General features: G+C 69.5%; 12 protein-coding genes and 1 tRNA gene. 7 read left to right on the top strand and 6 right to left on the bottom strand.

Annotated features, from left to right (window positions below):
* Positions 1–48: 48 nt before the first annotated feature.
* From ASF40_RS12225 to ASF40_RS12200, 6 genes are all read left to right on the top strand, one after another.
* Positions 49–2,865, top strand: a complete 2,817-nt coding sequence (locus ASF40_RS12225; protein WP_056369382.1) for a transglycosylase domain-containing protein — start codon at positions 49–51, stop codon at positions 2,863–2,865.
* Complete coding sequence (locus ASF40_RS12220; protein WP_056369380.1) at positions 2,865–3,797, top strand: metallophosphoesterase; 933 nt, start codon at positions 2,865–2,867, stop codon at positions 3,795–3,797. Before ASF40_RS12225 ends, ASF40_RS12220 begins: the two co-directional genes overlap by 1 nt.
* 103 nt (positions 3,798–3,900) lie before the next feature.
* Complete coding sequence (locus ASF40_RS12215) at positions 3,901–4,155, top strand: hypothetical protein (protein ID WP_056369378.1); 255 nt, start codon at positions 3,901–3,903, stop codon at positions 4,153–4,155.
* Positions 4,152–5,702 (top strand): hypothetical protein, encoded by a 1,551-nt coding sequence (locus ASF40_RS12210; protein ID WP_056369376.1) that lies wholly within the window; start codon positions 4,152–4,154, stop codon positions 5,700–5,702. Before ASF40_RS12215 ends, ASF40_RS12210 begins: the two co-directional genes overlap by 4 nt.
* An 18-nt stretch (positions 5,703–5,720) precedes the next feature.
* A tRNA-Pro gene (locus ASF40_RS12205) sits at positions 5,721–5,797 on the top strand.
* Between the two features lie 51 nt (positions 5,798–5,848).
* Positions 5,849–6,625 (top strand): HAD-IIB family hydrolase, encoded by a 777-nt coding sequence (locus ASF40_RS12200; protein WP_056369374.1) that lies wholly within the window; start codon positions 5,849–5,851, stop codon positions 6,623–6,625.
* A 146-nt stretch (positions 6,626–6,771) separates the two neighbouring features.
* On the opposite strand, the gene ASF40_RS12195 is transcribed toward ASF40_RS12200, so the two are convergent.
* Together ASF40_RS12195 and ASF40_RS12190 are read right to left on the bottom strand one after the other, a co-directional pair.
* The gene (locus ASF40_RS12195) at positions 6,772–8,220 is read right to left on the bottom strand and encodes an alpha-hydroxy acid oxidase (RefSeq protein ID WP_056369372.1); all 1,449 of its coding nucleotides are present in this window, start codon (positions 8,218–8,220) and stop codon (positions 6,772–6,774) included.
* A gap of 18 nt (positions 8,221–8,238) precedes the next feature.
* Positions 8,239–8,988, bottom strand: a complete 750-nt coding sequence (locus tag ASF40_RS12190; RefSeq protein ID WP_056369370.1) for a FadR/GntR family transcriptional regulator — start codon at positions 8,986–8,988, stop codon at positions 8,239–8,241.
* A gap of 137 nt (positions 8,989–9,125) precedes the next feature.
* Here ASF40_RS12190 and ASF40_RS12185 point away from each other — a divergent pair, with 137 nt between their 5' ends.
* Positions 9,126–9,956 (top strand): DUF1295 domain-containing protein, encoded by an 831-nt coding sequence (locus ASF40_RS12185; RefSeq protein WP_056369368.1) that lies wholly within the window; start codon positions 9,126–9,128, stop codon positions 9,954–9,956.
* 7 nt (positions 9,957–9,963) lie between these two features.
* Here the strand turns inward: ASF40_RS12185 and ASF40_RS12180 are convergent, their stop codons facing one another.
* The 4 genes from ASF40_RS12180 to ASF40_RS12165 all read right to left on the bottom strand — a co-directional run bounded on the left by ASF40_RS12180 (position 9,964) and on the right by ASF40_RS12165 (position 15,485).
* Positions 9,964–10,611 (bottom strand): thymidine kinase, encoded by a 648-nt coding sequence (locus tag ASF40_RS12180; protein ID WP_056369367.1) that lies wholly within the window; start codon positions 10,609–10,611, stop codon positions 9,964–9,966.
* A gap of 62 nt (positions 10,612–10,673) precedes the next feature.
* On the bottom strand, positions 10,674–12,701 hold the full coding sequence (locus ASF40_RS12175; protein WP_056369365.1) for a DUF2207 domain-containing protein: 2,028 nt from the start codon (positions 12,699–12,701) through the stop codon (positions 10,674–10,676).
* Positions 12,702–12,754: 53 nt separating this feature from the next.
* Positions 12,755–14,269: a malate:quinone oxidoreductase gene (locus tag ASF40_RS12170; RefSeq protein ID WP_082497026.1), complete on the bottom strand. Its 1,515-nt coding sequence runs from the start codon at positions 14,267–14,269 to the stop codon at positions 12,755–12,757.
* A 145-nt stretch (positions 14,270–14,414) separates the two neighbouring features.
* Positions 14,415–15,485, bottom strand: a complete 1,071-nt coding sequence (locus ASF40_RS12165) for an aspartate-semialdehyde dehydrogenase (protein WP_056369363.1) — start codon at positions 15,483–15,485, stop codon at positions 14,415–14,417.
* Between the last annotated feature and the right edge of the window lie 64 nt (positions 15,486–15,549).

Raw genomic sequence — 15,549 nt, 5'->3', positions numbered from 1 at the left:
TGTGCGTCCTTGATGGATCGCCCAGGTATCTCCCTTACGATCAACCCTATGCCTGATACCAAACGCACGGCCACCGGTGTGCTCGGCGGACTCGCCGGGCTCGTCGGCCTCAGTGCCGCAGCCGGTGTCCTCATTGCGGCGACCGTCACCCCCGCGGTCGCGCTCACGAGCACCGCGGCCGAGCGCGCGATCACGATGTTCGACAATCTCCCGAGCGTCCTCGAGATCGACAAGCTCATGCTTCCGAGCAACTTCTACTACACCGACCCCGCCACAGGGCAGCCGCAGTTGATGACGCAGTTCCTGGAGCAGGACCGCACTCCGGTCAACTTCGACCAGATCAACCCGGTCATGTACGACGCGCTCCTCTCCAGCGAGGACCCGCGCTACTACCAGCACGGCGGCATCGACCTCATCGGCACGACGCGCGCACTTCTGTCGAACGCCCAGGGCGGGGGCGAGACCCAGGGCGGCTCGTCAGTCAGTCAGCAGTACGTCAAGAACGTGCTGATCCAGAAGTGCGAGCAGAACGCCGAGACGGTCTACGAGACCGACAAGGACGGCAATCGCGTTCTCGACGAGGCGACCGGCCAGGACAAGGTCAAGCTCACCAGCGAGCAGGCGCTTCGCCAGTGCTGGGTCGACGCGACCACGGCCGAGGGCAGCGAGGGCTACAGCCGCAAGCTGCAGGAGATGCGCTACGCCATCGCGCTCGAGCAGAAGTACTCGAAGAACGACATTCTGCTCGGGTACATGAACATCGCGAACTTCGGCGGCATCACCTACGGCATCGAGGCCGCGGCGCGCCACTACTTCAACACCACCGCGGCGAACCTCACCGTCGCGCAGGCGGCGACGCTCGCCGGCATGGTGCAGAACCCGAACAACTACCGCATCGACAGGCCAGGCGGATCGATCTTCGCCTCCGACGGCACGTCGTTCAACAAGGCCCCCGACGGCGTGATCGACGAGGGCGCGAAGCTCGGTGTACTCGACAGCCTCGTGGCGTCCGGTGAGATCACCGAAGAGCAGAAGCTCGCCGCGGCGGACGGCTACACCTCGACCAAGGTGCGCCAGCTCTACGTGCTGAGCCGCATGCTGGACGACGGCAAGATCACACGCGAGCAGTACGTCGAGGCCGCCGTGTGGCCGATCAGCCCCGACGTCGTCGAGCCGAAGACCGGCTGTGCCAATGCGGGCGGCGCGGCGTACTTCTGCCAGTACGTCAAGTACGTGATCCTCAACGACGCCGCCTTCGGCGAAACCCCCGACGCGCGCCGCGACACGCTCCAGCGCGGCGGGCTCAACGTCTACACGACTCTCGACCCGCGCGTGCAGGGCCCGGCCGAGCAGGCGATGGCCGAGAACGCGCCGACCAGTGCCACCATGCCGACCTCCCCTGACTATTCGCCGGGCCGCTTCGGATCGGCCACGGTGAGCGTCGAGGCGACAACCGGGCGAGTTCTCGCGATGGCGCAGAACACGATCTTCAGCGAGGACGCCGCGAACGCCGAGGACTGGAACTACTCGGCCCAGGTCTATGCCGGCGATAGGACGTTCGGCGACTCGTCAGGCTTCAACGCCGGTTCTACCTTCAAGCTCTTCACGCTCCTCGACTGGCTCGAAAAGGGCCACTCCGTCAACGAGACGCTGAACGGTGGAACGCGTGTGTTCAAGCGGATGAAGACCTGCGGACCCGACTGGGTCAATACGACGAACACGGTCGTCAACAACTTCAACAAGCAGCGTGGGTACGTCGGCAACCCCATGCAGTTCACACGGGACTCGCTCAACACCGGCTACTTCGCCATGGCAGAGAAGCTCAGTCTCTGCGACATCGGCAGTGTCGCGACAAAGATGGGCGTCATCGATACGTTCGCCAACGCGCCGGTCGAGTTGAAGACGCTCACCGGAGTAATCGGAGTCACGCCCGTGTCGCCCCTTGCCATGGCGGAGGCCTACGCAACCGTCGCCAACAACGGCGTGTACTGCCAGCCTCAGGTGATCGACCGTGTGACCGACGCGGACGGCAACGAGCTTCCCAAGCCGCAGCGCGCCTGCAACCCGGTGATCGAGCCGCGCGTCGCTGCCACTGCCGCGTACGCACTGCAGGGAGTCATGAACGGCGGCACCGGAGCGGGCGGAAATCCGCGCGACGGTGTCCCGCTCATCGGCAAGACGGGAACCCACGAGTCGATCCAGTCGTGGCTCGTGACCTCGAGCACCAAGGTCGCCACGGCAACGTGGGCCGGCAATGTCAACGGTGGCGGCGACATCTTCAAGACGTGGCACAACGGCCGCAAGCTGTCTGACATCCGCTACAACATCACGCGATCGGTGCAGGGCGCCGCCAACGATGCGTACGGGGGCGACCAGTTCCCGAAGCCGGATGCGGATCTGACGAAGCAGGTCCTCACCGACCTCCCGAACGTCGTCGGCAAGTCGGTCGACGAGGCGACCAAGATCCTGACCGACGCGGGCTTCACCGTCGAGGTCGGCGGGCCGGTCGACTCCGATCAGCCGGCGGGCGTCGTCGCCGCCCAGAACCCGGGCGCCGGCAAGGTCGCAGGCGGCAGCACCGTCACGATCAACCCGAGCAACGGGGAGGGCATCGCCGTGCCCGACGTGTCGGGCCGCTCGCTCGATGATGCGAAGAAGGCGCTGCGCAGCGCGGGCTTCGGCAACGTCGGAGACGGCACCTGTACCGCCGATGCCAGCCTCGGTGCGCAGACCAAAGCCGGCGCGACGAACCCGGGCGCGGGCTCGGTCGTGAACCGCAACGCGTCGATCACCGTCGACTACGCCGCAGCGGTCTGCGGCGGGGGTGGCGGCCGCGGCGGCAACAACGGCGGCGGCAACGGCTAGTGCCGTCCTCAGCAACGCGCACCGCCCTCACCGTGCTCGGCACGGTGGGGGCGGTCGGCGCGGGCGCCGTGGTCTGGGGCGTCGGCATCGAGCGCTACCTCTTCACGGTCCGCTTCCATGAGGTCCCCGTGCTTCCCGCAGGAGCTACGCCCATCCGCGTGCTGCACCTGTCGGACGCGCACATGGCGCCCTGGCAGCACCGCAAGCAGGAATGGATCGCGGGGCTCGCGGACCTCCAGCCCGACCTGATCGTCAACACCGGCGACAACATGGGCCACTTCGACGGTCTCCGCGGACTCCGCCGCGCGTACGACCCCCTGCGCGGCGTCCCTGGCGTCTTCGTGCACGGCTCGAACGACCACGCCGCACCGTCTCCTCGCAACCCGTTCCGATACTTCACGGGTCCGTCGAAGGTGAAGCACACCGCCGAGCCACTCGATACCGACGCGCTGGACGATTACCTCACCCGCGAGCTCGGCTGGCTGGATCTCAACAACAAGGTCGGATCGTTGGATGCCGGCGGTCTGCGCATCGCCGCCTTCGGCGTGAGCGACGCGCACCGTCATTGGGACCGTCTCGGGGAGCTTCCCGAGCCGCTGTCCACACTCCGCGCCGAGCAGTCCGCCGACCTCTCGATCGGCGTGACCCACGCCCCCTATCGCCGTGTGCTCGACGACTTCGTCGATCTGGGGGCCGACGCGATCTTCGGCGGCCACACGCACGGTGGCCAGGTCCGCGTCCCCGGCTTCGGCGCACTCGTCGCCAACTGTGACATCCCGCTTCGTCAGGCCCGCGGGCTGAGCGCGTGGAAGCACGGCGGTCACTCGGTGCCGCTCAACGTGAGCGCAGGACTCGGCCACTCGATCTATGCTCCGGTGCGCTTCGCCTGTCGTCCCGAGGCCTCGCTCCTCACCCTGGTTCCGCGCGCGTAGCGGCGTCCCCCGGGCCTCCTCCCCAACCGCGCTCGCGGATCGGCCATCCACAGTTCGCCGCCCGCGGCCGCCGCCGCCGGCCCGAGGCGCCGATCCTCGATGCATGGCTGCTCCGCGTTCCACACGACCCGCTGATCCCCCCTTCCGGAACACGCTCGTCGCCGCGACGATGGTTCACGGCATCGGGCTGCCCGTGCGACTGCGACTGCTCGCGCTCCTCATCGCGCTGGTCATCGGGGTCGTGTCTGCTCCTTTCGTCCCCGACACGACGGACGGTGCCGATCACGGCGACGATCAACGAACCCGTGGATTCGGCCGGCACCTCCCGTTCGTGCCCGTCAGCGGAGACGCCGAATGAGCGGCTCTGCGACCGACGACGCGGCAGCGCCGATCCGACTTCCTGTCCGTCGGCGCACGCCTGCCGTGTTCCTCGCCGTCATCGCGATCGTGATCGCGATCACTTTCCTCGCGCCGTCCCGCGCCGACGCCGCCGAGCGCGGCAGCGGATTCGGAACGTGGGCTCCCATCTCCGCCTACGGGTGGCACGGATCGATGCTGGTCGACGGCGTGCACACGTACTGCATCACCCCCGGAGCGCCCGCGCCGACCGGCCAGACGGCCGACCACGGAACGAGCGGGTCGGCCGCCGGTCTCTCGCCGCAGCAGCTCGCCGGCATCAATCTCCTGGTGACGAGGTACGGGCAGACCGGCGACCCCGTCCAGGCCGCCGCGGTGGCGTGGGCGGTCAAGGCCATCGCGAACCGCGAAGAGACGCTGCATGCCTTCGGCTACCGTGGGGACTCGCTCGCCGGCGCCATCCACTGGACGATGTCCGCGCTGTCCCCGCAGCACGACCGCGCCGTCCAGGAGCGTGCCGTGGCGTACTACGACGAAGCCATACGTGCTGCGGCGGGTCCTTCCACCGCGAGCGGAAGCCTCGTGTTCACGACGGATGCCGCCGACCACCGCAGCGGGACCCTCCGAGTCGACACGACCGCCGCAGCGACGGGCACGATCACCCTGACGAACGCGGTCTTCGCGGAGTCGGGCTCGCCGACGCTCGAGAACGCGGCATCGGGGTCGACGCACGCCATCCGCACCTCGCCGCCGGCCGAAGGTCGTCCCTACACCGTGAGCGGCGCAGGTCGCTTCGACGCCGGCCTTGCCGCCGCGGTGCGACACTTCACGACGCCGGGTGGCCAGGAGACGGCCGGACCCGTGGGGCATGTTCAGTTCGACGTGTCCGGGGCCGACGCCGCCCCGCGCATCCCTCCGTTCGCGCCGGCCATCTCGACGCAGGTCACGACGCGCGACGCAGCAGGCGGTCCGTACGTGGATGAGGTCACTTTCACCGCGACCGAGGGCTCGTGGCCGCGCGCCGACGACGGCTCCTACCTGCCGGTGACCGCGAGCGCCATCGTCTACCGCACCGACACCGAGCCCGTCGCCGGGTCGACGGCGCCGGGTGACGAGGCCATCGTCGGCACGCTGCAGCTCACGACCGACCCCGCGACAGGCCCGGCCGCCCCGTACACGGTCAGCTCCTCGTGGGAGATGACCAAGTCGGGGTACTACACCGCCGTGTGGAGCCTGCGTGCGGCCGACCAGATCCCCTCCGTCGTCGCCCACACCGGCGCAGACTTCGCCTGGACCGAACGGTTCGGCGAGCCCTCGCAGGTCGCCGTGATCGCCCCGCCGCCACCGGCGCCGACGCCCACTCCCCCTCCTGTCGCCGAAGCGCCTCCCGCCCCGGCCGATGCGCCTCTGCCGGAGCTGGCAGCCACCGGCGCGGAGGCCGCCTCCCTCCGCGGGCCCGCCGCGATCGCCATCGCTCTCCTCAGCCTCGGCGCCGCGATCGTCAGCTCGAGGCGGCCGTGGTCAGCAGCACCCCTGACGATCGGTTAGACTCGGAGGGTTGCAAAACGGGGTGTGGCGCAGCTTGGTAGCGCGCTTCGTTCGGGACGAAGAGGCCGCAGGTTCAAATCCTGTCACCCCGACCACGGAGAGGCTCCGCCGGAAGGCGGAGCCTCTTGCATGAAAGGACGGACGTCATGGACCACAGCATCCCGCCCCTCCTCGTCGCCTTCGATCTCGACGACACGCTCGCTCCTTCGAAGAGCCAGATCGACCCCCGCATCGGCGAACTGCTGATCGCGCTGGCCGAGCGCGTCGAGGTGGCGATCATCTCCGGCGGCCAGCTCCTGCAGTTCACGACGCAGGTCGTTGACCGCCTTCCGGACGCCTCCGCCGACACTCTGGCGCGTCTGCACCTGCTCCCGACGTGCGGCACGCAGTACTACCGCCTCACCGAGGACGAGGTCGTCACGGTCTACAAGCGCTCGCTCACGGACGATCAGAAGTCCCGCGCGCTCACCGCCGTCGAGGGCGAGGCTCGCCGCCTCGGGCTCTGGGAGTCCGAGACGTGGGGCGACATCCTCGAAGACCGCGGGTCTCAGATCACCTTCTCGGCGCTCGGCCAGAAGGCCCCCGTCCCCGCGAAGACCGCGTGGGACCCCACCGGCGAGAAGAAGAACAGCCTGCGCGCCGCCGTCGCGGCGCTGCTGCCCGATCTCGAGGTGCGCTCCGGCGGCTCGACCTCGGTCGACATCACCGAGCAGGGCATCGACAAGGCCTACGGCATGCGTCAGCTCGCCGAGCAGACCGGCATCTCCCTCGACGACATGCTCTTCGTGGGCGACCGCCTCGACCCCGACGGCAACGACTACCCCGTGCTCGCGATGGGCGTGCGCTGCCACGCGGTCGACGGCTGGGAAGACACCGTGGTCTACCTCGAGCAGCTGATCCCCACGCTCCCCGTCCGCGTCTGACGCGCCATCCGCTCGCCTGTCACGACCTGCGGCTCGTGCCGGCACGTCGTGACAAGTGAGCAGCATCCCCGCTGACAAGACTGCTCGCCTGCCACAACCTGCCGCGGTGAGCGGCACATCGTGACAGGCGAGCAGCCGTCAGAAGGTCAAGCTTTGGCGCGGGGCCCGGTGCTCTTCGCCGCCGGGGCCTTCACGGGACGGGATGCTGCAGCGGGGCCCACCCGCCCGGAGGCTCCGGCCGACGCGCCGGCGTCGCCCGGAGGGGGCGTGGGGACCGACTTCGCACGGCTCGACGCGGTCGTCGCACGAGCCGCGCGCGGGCGCGGTGCCGCGGCGACGGCCGCCTCAGCGGCGGGGGCCGACACCGCGACCGGGACGAGTCGCTGCAGCTGCGTGACGTGTCGCGGCTCGAGCTCCGCGATGGACGAGACGCCGAGGAGCTTCATCGTGCGCTCGATCTCGCTGCGCAGGATCGCGATGGTGCGGTCTACGCCCTGTCGTCCGCCGGCCATCAGGCCGTACAGGTACGCGCGGCCGATGAGCGTGAACTTCGCACCGAGTGCGATCGAGGCGACGATGTCGGCGCCGTTCATGATGCCGGTGTCGACCATGACCGTGGCGTCCTTGCCGACCTCGCGGATGACCTCGGGCAGCAGGCGGAACGGGATCGGCGCGCGGTCGAGCTGACGGCCGCCGTGGTTCGACAGGATGATGCCGTCGACGCCGGCGTCGATGAGGCGCTTCGAGTCGGCGACGTTCTGCACGCCCTTGATCACGATCTTGCCCGGCCAGATCTCGCGGATGATCGCGAGGTCGTCGTAGCTGATGGTCGGGTCCATGGCCGAGTTGAGCAGCTCGCCGACCGTGCCGCCCGTCGTCGAGAGCGATGCGAACTCGAGCTTGGGCGTGGTGAGGAAGTCGTACCACCACCACGGGCGCGGGATCGCGTTGACGATGGTGCCGAGCGTCAGCTGCGGTGGGATCGAGAAGCCGTTGCGCTTGTCGCGCAGGCGGGCGCCGGCGACCGGCGTGTCGACCGTGAACTGCAGCGTGTCGAAGCCTGCTTCGGCGGCGCGGCGGGCCAGGGCGTACGAGATCTCGCGGTCGCGCATGACGTACAGCTGGAACCAGTTGCGCCCGTTGGGGTTCGCGGCCTTCACGCCCTCGATCGACGTCGTGCCGAGCGTCGACAGCGTGAACGGGATGCCGGCGGCACCGGCCGCGCCGGCGCCGGCGATCTCGCCTTCGGTCTGCATGAGGCGTGTGAAGCCGGTCGGCGCGATACCGAAAGGCATGGCCGACGGGCCGCCGAGGATCTCGGTCGACATGTCGACGTTCTCGGCGGGGCGCAGCACGTCGGGGTGGAACTCGATGTCCTCGAACGCCTGCCGCGCCCGCGACAGCGAGAGCTCGCCTTCGGCCGCACCGTCGGTGTAGTCGAAGGCGGCCTTGGGGGTGCGGCGCTTGGCGATGTCACGCAGGTCATAGATCGTGAGCGCGGACTCGAGGCGGCGCTTCTTGCCGTCGAGCTCGGGCTTCTTGAACTGCATGAGCTCGAGGAGCTCCTTGGGGTTGGGGAACTGCCGGGTGACCATGAATACCTCTCCGATGGGTCAGATCTGCGTGCGTGCGGCGGTCGAGCGGGCGAGACCCGCCGCTGCGTAGTAGCCGACGATGTGGTCGTGGACGAGGGTGCGGGCGAGCGCGGGATCGCCTGCGTCGACGGCGTCGAGGATCGCGTGATGCTCGTGGCGCAGGCGTTCGGCCGCGGCATCCCATTGCGCGATGCCCGCCGCGCCCGCTTGCACGTACGACTCGATCGCCGTGCGCAGGCCCGCCATCATCGCCGCGATGACGAGGTTGCCGGACGCCTCGGCGAGGGCGAGATGTAGCTGGGCGTCGAGCGCGAGGAACTCGGGGGCGGTGAGGTCGTCGGCGTCCATCGCGACGAGCACCTCGCGCGCCTGCACCGTCGAGCGCGTCGGGTCGGCGGCGAGCGCGTCGACGACGGCCGATTCGAGCACGAGCCGCGTGGCGACGACGTCGTCGAACGGGAAGCCCTGCGCGGCGACCTGCAGCCGCAGCAGCGCCGACATGCCGCCCTGCGGCGTCGCGATGATGATGGCCCCGGAGGTCGGCCCCGACCCGGTGCCGGTGCGGATGAGCCCCATCACCTCGAGGACGCGCAGCGCCTCGCGGACGCTGGAGCGCCCCACACCGAGAGTGGCGGCGAGCTCGCGCTCGGGGGCGAGGCGATCACCGGGCTTGAGGGTGCCGTCGAGCAGGTCGGTCTCGATCTTCTCGAGCACGACGCGCCACGCGCGTGCGGGCGCGAGCGCGGGCGGAGTCGGGGTGCCTGCCACGGATCTCCTCGTCGATGTCGGATCCGGCGCCCTCCGTCTTTGAAGGGCACGGTGTGGTCTGACCAAGATAGCGTGTGGTCGGACCACATACAACCCGCATGACGCCGTGTGTCCGCGCGGACCACTACGCTGACCCCATGGACCCCCTCCTCCTCGTCCTCATCGTCGCGGGCGTGGCTGCCGCGTTCTGCTGGATCACCTCACTCGTCACGAACGAGACGTCCTGGATCGACAGGCTGTGGTCGATCGTCCCCGTGATCTACGTCTGGATCTTCGCCGCCGCCGCGCTGATCGCGGGCGTCGACGCGGCGCGCCTCGTCGTGATGGCGCTCCTGGTCACGGCGTGGGGCGCCCGGCTCACCTTCAACTTCGCGCGCAAGGGCGGCTACACCGGCATGGAGGACTACCGGTGGGCGATCCTGCGCGGCCGCATGACGCGCTGGCAGTTCCAGCTGTTCAACTTCTTCTTCATCGTGCTCTTCCAGAGCGCGCTGCTCGTCCTCATCTCGCTTCCCGCGTACATCGCGTGGCAGCATCCCGTGCCGTTCACCGGATGGGATGCCGCGTTCGCGGTGCTGTTCGCCGCGTTCCTGGTCGGTGAGACCGTGGCGGATCAGCAGCAGTGGGCGTTCCACCAGGCCAAGAAGGCGGCGGGCGGCACGCTCGAGCCCGGCTTCGTCACGACCGGGCTCTTCGGCTACAGCCGCCACCCGAACTTCTTCTTCGAGCAGGCGCAGTGGTGGGCGTTCTACGCGCTCGGCGCCGTCGCCCTCGTCGCCGACGGCGGCAGCTGGCTGAACTGGACGATCGCCGGCGCCGCCCTGCTGACGGTGCTGTTCATCGGGTCGACCGTGTTCACCGAATCGATCTCGACCTCGAAGTACCCGGCCTACCGCGAGTACCAGCGGACGACATCGATGCTGATCCCGCTCCCCCGCCGGCGCGGACGCGCACCCGAGACGGCCTGAGCCCGGCCTACTCCAGACGGCCGCCCGAGGCGCGGAGGTAGTCCTCGGCGCACAGCGATTCGTACGTGACGCGGTCTGCCGTGAGCTCGTCGATCGCAACCTGGTCGCCGTCGAAGACGAATCGGCCGCCGACGAGGCGGGCGTTGAACAGCGCCTTGCGACCGCAGCGGCAGATGGTCTTCAGCTCTTCGAGGCTGTGGGCGAGCTCGAGCAGCCGCGCGGACCCCGGGAACGCCTGGGTCTGGAAGTCGGTGCGGATGCCGTACGCCAGCACCGGCACGCCATCGAAGACGACGATGCGGAGCAGATCGTCGACCTGCTCCCGGGTCAGGAACTGCGCCTCGTCGATGAGCAGGCACGCGACATCGACCTCGTGCTCCTCGGACTCCGGAACGAGGGTGTCGGCCGCCTCGGCCTTGACGCGCGCGCGGTGCTCCGCGAACAGCGTGCGGATGTCGTCCTGGGGACGCACCAGGAAGTCGACCGTGCGCTTGACCCCGAGGCGGCTGTCGATCTGGTCGGCACCCTTGGTGTCGATGGCGGGCTTGGCGAGGAGCACGTGCTGCCCTCGCTCCTCGTAGTTGTACGCGGCCTGCAGGAGCGACGTCGACTTGCCGGAGTTCATCGCCCCGTAGCGGAAGTAGAGCTTGGCCACGGATCGAGCGTAGTCGGTGGCGCTCCGGCGCCCGCCGCACCTGAGCCGGCGCCGGGCGAGGATCAGCGACCGCCGAAGCCTCCCCCGCCGCCTCCACCACCCGAGAACCCGCCTCCGGACGATCCGCCCGAGAACGACCAGCTCGAGCTCGAGGACGAGCTCGACGACGATCCCGGCCGTGACACCGGGGTGGCCGCGAGCCGTCCGATCGACGACGACGCGTCGGACAGCGAGTGCGAGGTCACCGCGTCGAACAGCGCAAGCTGCGAGCCGACCTCGTCTGCTCCGGCCGCGCGGATGACGTTCACCCACTCGCGCTCCATGCCGAACAGCACCGCGTACGGCAGCAGGCGTTCATAGAGGTTCACGACGGATGCGCCAGCGGCGTCTGGCACCTCCCCGTAGGGACGACGCCCCGACGACACGAGATCGGCGGTCCGCGGCGACTGCGCCGCGCGCAACCGGTCCTCCTCCGCGAGCTGCAGATACTCGCGGATCCCCTCGAGATAGGTCTTGTGCATGCCGCCCGCGACCGTGAGCACCGACTTCGGGAGCGAGAAGAACGGCAGACCGATGAACGCGAAGAAGGCGCTGCCCAGCGCGGCGAAGTAGATGACGTTCCCCCACTGTCCGAGGGGGTCGAGCACCACGAACGCGCCGTCAGCGAAGAAGATGAGCAGCATCGCCAACGGCAGCCCGGCCAGCTGGAGGAAGCCGCGCAGCAGCGTGATCCAGTCCGGCAGCTTGCTGCGGTACCCGCGCTGAACGGTGAACTCGTCGATCCGCCGCACGTAGGTGACAGCGCGCGCCGGGGGCTTGCGCGCGAACGCGCCGAGATCCACGTCAGCGCCGGGTTCGGCCTTGCGGCCGAACAGCGTGTCGACGATGCGCCGCTCGTCACTGTCGAGACCGGCGCTGCCCTGCAACACCACTTCGAAGTCGTCGGCATCCTCGCGGTCGCCCGTCGCCCGGATCTCGACCGCGTCCTTCACCGCGAGATCGACCACGTTCGCCGCCAGCGCGCGCTCGGGGACGTCGAGCACCCCGGCCGACAGCGTCAGCGACTCGTCGTCGGGCGGCGTGTACTGCACGATCACCGGTGACCGGTCGGGGTTCCGACGCGCGGCGGCTTTCACCACGAGCACGAACACCAGACCGCCGATGCCCGACAGCAGCGCGAACCCGGGGAGGATCCACAGCCACCACGGGTACGGCGGCGGCGGGGGCGGGCTCGGCGCCGCGAAAGTCCCCTGCTCGAAGCCGAGCGCCACGGTCACGTTCTCGTTCGGGCCGAGCCCCTCGTCCCCGGCGGTGAACGCCACGGCGGTCGTGGCCGGCGCGCCGACGGCCTGCGCCCACGCCTGCACGGCGTCCGGCAGCGGCTCCGCCTCCGCCGCGCGCTCGATCGCGCACCGCTCGGTCGATCCGTAGGGGCCGGTGTAGCAGAACGCGCGCCCCTCGATCAGGCCGGCGGCAGCATCCGTCGCCACATGCACGTCGGCGGTCACCACGCCGAACGGCTGCGCATGGTCGGTGCCGACGGTGTCCCAGTAGAACTCGTCGGCCGCGGTGTCGTCGTAGCGCAGCACGACGTCGCTCATCTCGTACGTGATGACGTAGGTCTGCGCACCGCGCACGTACGAGTCGTCTCCGGTGAGCACGTAGATCCAGTCGCCGTCGCGCTCGGTCCACCACGGGATCGCCGCGCCGTCGGCCCCGGTCACGGTGTAGACGACGGTGCCGAGGTCGATGCCGCTGTCGACGACCGGCAGCGCCCGCACCATGCCCTTGTTCTGGTCGAAGTCCGGGAAGCGCGCCACGATCGTCTCGGTGGTGAGCAGGCGGCTGCGCTCGCCCGTGCCGCGGACGAGCCAGTAGTCGGCCTGGAACGAATCGAACGTGAAATCGTCGACGGATGCTGCCGCCATCGCATTCAGGACAGCAGGGCGTTCGCTCCCCCGCGCGCCGATCGCCGCGGGCGTCGCGGCGGCCGTCGCGACGCCGAGCGTGATCGCGCCCGCGACGACGAGCGCGGCGAACACCCCGGCGGCGATCCCCCAGCGACGCCACCCGCGTCGTGACACCGACATGCACCCACCCTAGGGGCGCGCGGGCCCTCTCGCCCAGGAGGGCGCGCTGCGGATCAGGCGGTGAGCGCCAGCGCTTCGGCGGTCTCGCCGAGCGACTCGCGCGCGACCTCGGGCCGCGCGTTGAGCGTGTCGCCGTAGCTCGGGATGAGCTCGCGCAGTCGCGGCTCCCACTCCTCGATGCGGTCGGGGAAGCAGGTCTTCAAGAGACCCAGCATGATCGAGACGGCGGTCGACGCGCCCGGGGAGGCGCCGAGCAGACCGGCGATCGTGCCGTCTGCGCCGGTCACGACCTCGGTGCCGAACTGCAGCACGCCGCCCTTCTCCGGGTCCTTCTTCATGACCTGCGCGCGCTGGCCGGCCTGGATGATCTCCCAGTCCTCGTCCTTCGCGGTGGGCATGAAGGTGCGCAGGCTGTCGACCTTCTTCTTGTGGTTCTTCAGCAGCTCGCCGACGAGGTAGGTGATGAGGCTGGGGTTGTCCCACGCGACCTTGAGCATCGGCCCGAGGTTGCCGGGGCGCACCTGGCCCACGATGTCGAACCAGGAGCCGGTCTTCAGGAACTTCGGGCTGAACGTCGCGAACGGGCCGAACAGGAGCGAGGCCTCGCCGTCGACGACGCGCGTGTCGAGATGCGGCACCGACATCGGCGGCGCGCCGACCGAGGCCTGCGAGTACACCTTCGCCTTGTGCTGTGCCACGACCGCGGGGTTCGAGGTCTTGAGGAACTGCCCGCCGATCGGGAACACGCCGTAGCCGGAGATCTCGGGGATGCCGGAGCGCTGCAGCAGCTTGAGCGCCCAGCCGCCGGCGCCGACGAAGACGAACTTCGCGCGGATCTCGCCCGGCGTGCGGCCGATCGTGCGGCGGTACTTCACGCTCCAGGTTCCGTCCGAGAGGCGCTTCAGTTTGCGCACCTCGGTGTTGGTCCGCACGTCGGCGCCGTTCTCGGCGAGCCGGTCGACCAGCTGGCGGGTCAGGGCGCCGAAGTCGACATCCGTGCCGGCGGGCACGCGCGTCGCCGCGAACGGCTCGCCCTTGCGTCGCTTCTGCATCAGCAGCGGTGCCCACGTGTTGATGACGCGGGAGTCCTCGCTGTACTCGATGCCGGCGAAGAGCGGCTCGTCCTTGAGGGCCTCGTAGCGCTTCTTGAGGTACGCGACGTCCTTCTCGCCGCGCACGAAGGTCATGTGCGGGGCGGAGTTGATGAACGTCGACGGAGCGTCGAGCACGCCGGCCTCGACGAGCGACGACCACAGCTGACGGCTCTGCTGGAACTGCTCGTTGATCGAGATCGCCTTGGCGGGATCGACCGATCCGTCCTTGCCCTCGGGCATGTAGTTCAGCTCGCACAGGGCGGCGTGGCCGGTGCCGGCGTTGTTCCACGCATTCGAGCTCTCCAGCGCGACGTCGCTCAGCCGCTCGAACACGGCGATCTTGAGGTCGGGCTGCAGCTCCTGGAGGAGCGTGCCGAGCGTCGCGCTCATGATCCCGCCGCCGATCAGCAGCACATCGACGGTCTCGACGTGGGGATTGGTGTCGGCGTGGTTCTCAGCGGGCGTTGCGGTCACCAGACGATTCTAGTTCGGTGCGAAAGCACCCCCGGCCCTGGCCGGGTTCTCACACCGAAAGTCCGGCGGTTCTTGCCGCAACGACAAGCGAGCGGATGCCGCGGGTCGCAGCATCCGCTCGCTTCGAAGCGTCTTGGCGGCGGTGTCAGGCGCTGACGCCGAGGTTGGCTGCGACGAGCTCGGCGATCTGCACCGCGTTCAGAGCAGCGCCCTTGCGCAGGTTGTCGTTCGAGATGAAGAGCACGAGGCCCTTGCCCTCGGGCGCCGACTGGTCGGCGCGGATGCGGCCGACGTAGCTGGGATCCGTGCCCGCGGCCTGGAGCGGCGTCGGAACCTCTTCGAACTTCACGCCCGGTGCGCTCGAGAGCAGTTCGGTGGCGCGCTCAGGGGTGATGTCCCGCGAGAACTCGACGTTGATCGACAGCGAGTGACCGGTGAAGACGGGCACGCGCACGCACGTGCCCGCGACGCGGAGGTCGGGGAGCTCGAGGATCTTGCGGCTCTCGTTGCGAAGCTTCTTCTCTTCGTCCGTCTCGTTGAGGCCGTCGTCGACGAGGTTGCCGGCGAACGGGATCACGTCGAAGGCGATCGGCGCGATGTACTTGTCGGGCTGGGGGAAGTCGAGCGCAGAGCCGTCGCGTGCGAGACGCTCGACATCGCCCTGAGCGAGCACACCCTCCACCTGGCCGAGGAGCTCCTGCACGCCCGCGAGACCGGAGCCGCTGACGGCCTGGTAGGTGCTGACGATGAGACGGTCGAGGCCTGCCTCGGTGTCGAGCACCTTGAGCACGGGCATGGCGGCCATCGTGGTGCAGTTGGGGTTCGCGATGATGCCCTTGCGCGCCTCGGCGATCGCGTGCGGGTTGACCTCGCTGACGACGAGCGGCACGTCGGGGTCCATGCGCCAGGCGCTGGAGTTGTCGATCACGACGGCGCCGGCCTCGGCGAAGCGCGGGGCGTGGGCGCGGCTGCCGGTGGCGCCGGCCGAGAACAGGGCGATGTCGATGCCGCCGAGCTCGGCGGTCGCGACGTCCTCCACGGTCACGGCCTGCCCCTGGAAGACGATGTCCGAGCCGGCGGAGCGCGCGGTGGCGAAGGCGCGGATCTCACGAATCGGGAACCCGCGCTCTTCGAGAATGTCGATCATCGCGCCGCCGACCTGGCCGGTGGCGCCGACGACGGCGACGGAGAGTCCTGAATCGGAGATGCGGGTCATGGGAGTTCCTCAGCGTGGGCACAAGCGTGGAGCGGACGCGCGGGCGCCGTCGATCGCGCGGGGT

It is taken from the genome of Microbacterium sp. Leaf288, assembly GCF_001422925.1.
Classification (GTDB): Bacteria; Actinomycetota; Actinomycetes; order Actinomycetales; family Microbacteriaceae; genus Microbacterium.
The sequence above is the reverse complement of the archived record's forward strand: the minus strand, read 5'-3'. Positions and strand labels throughout refer to the sequence as shown.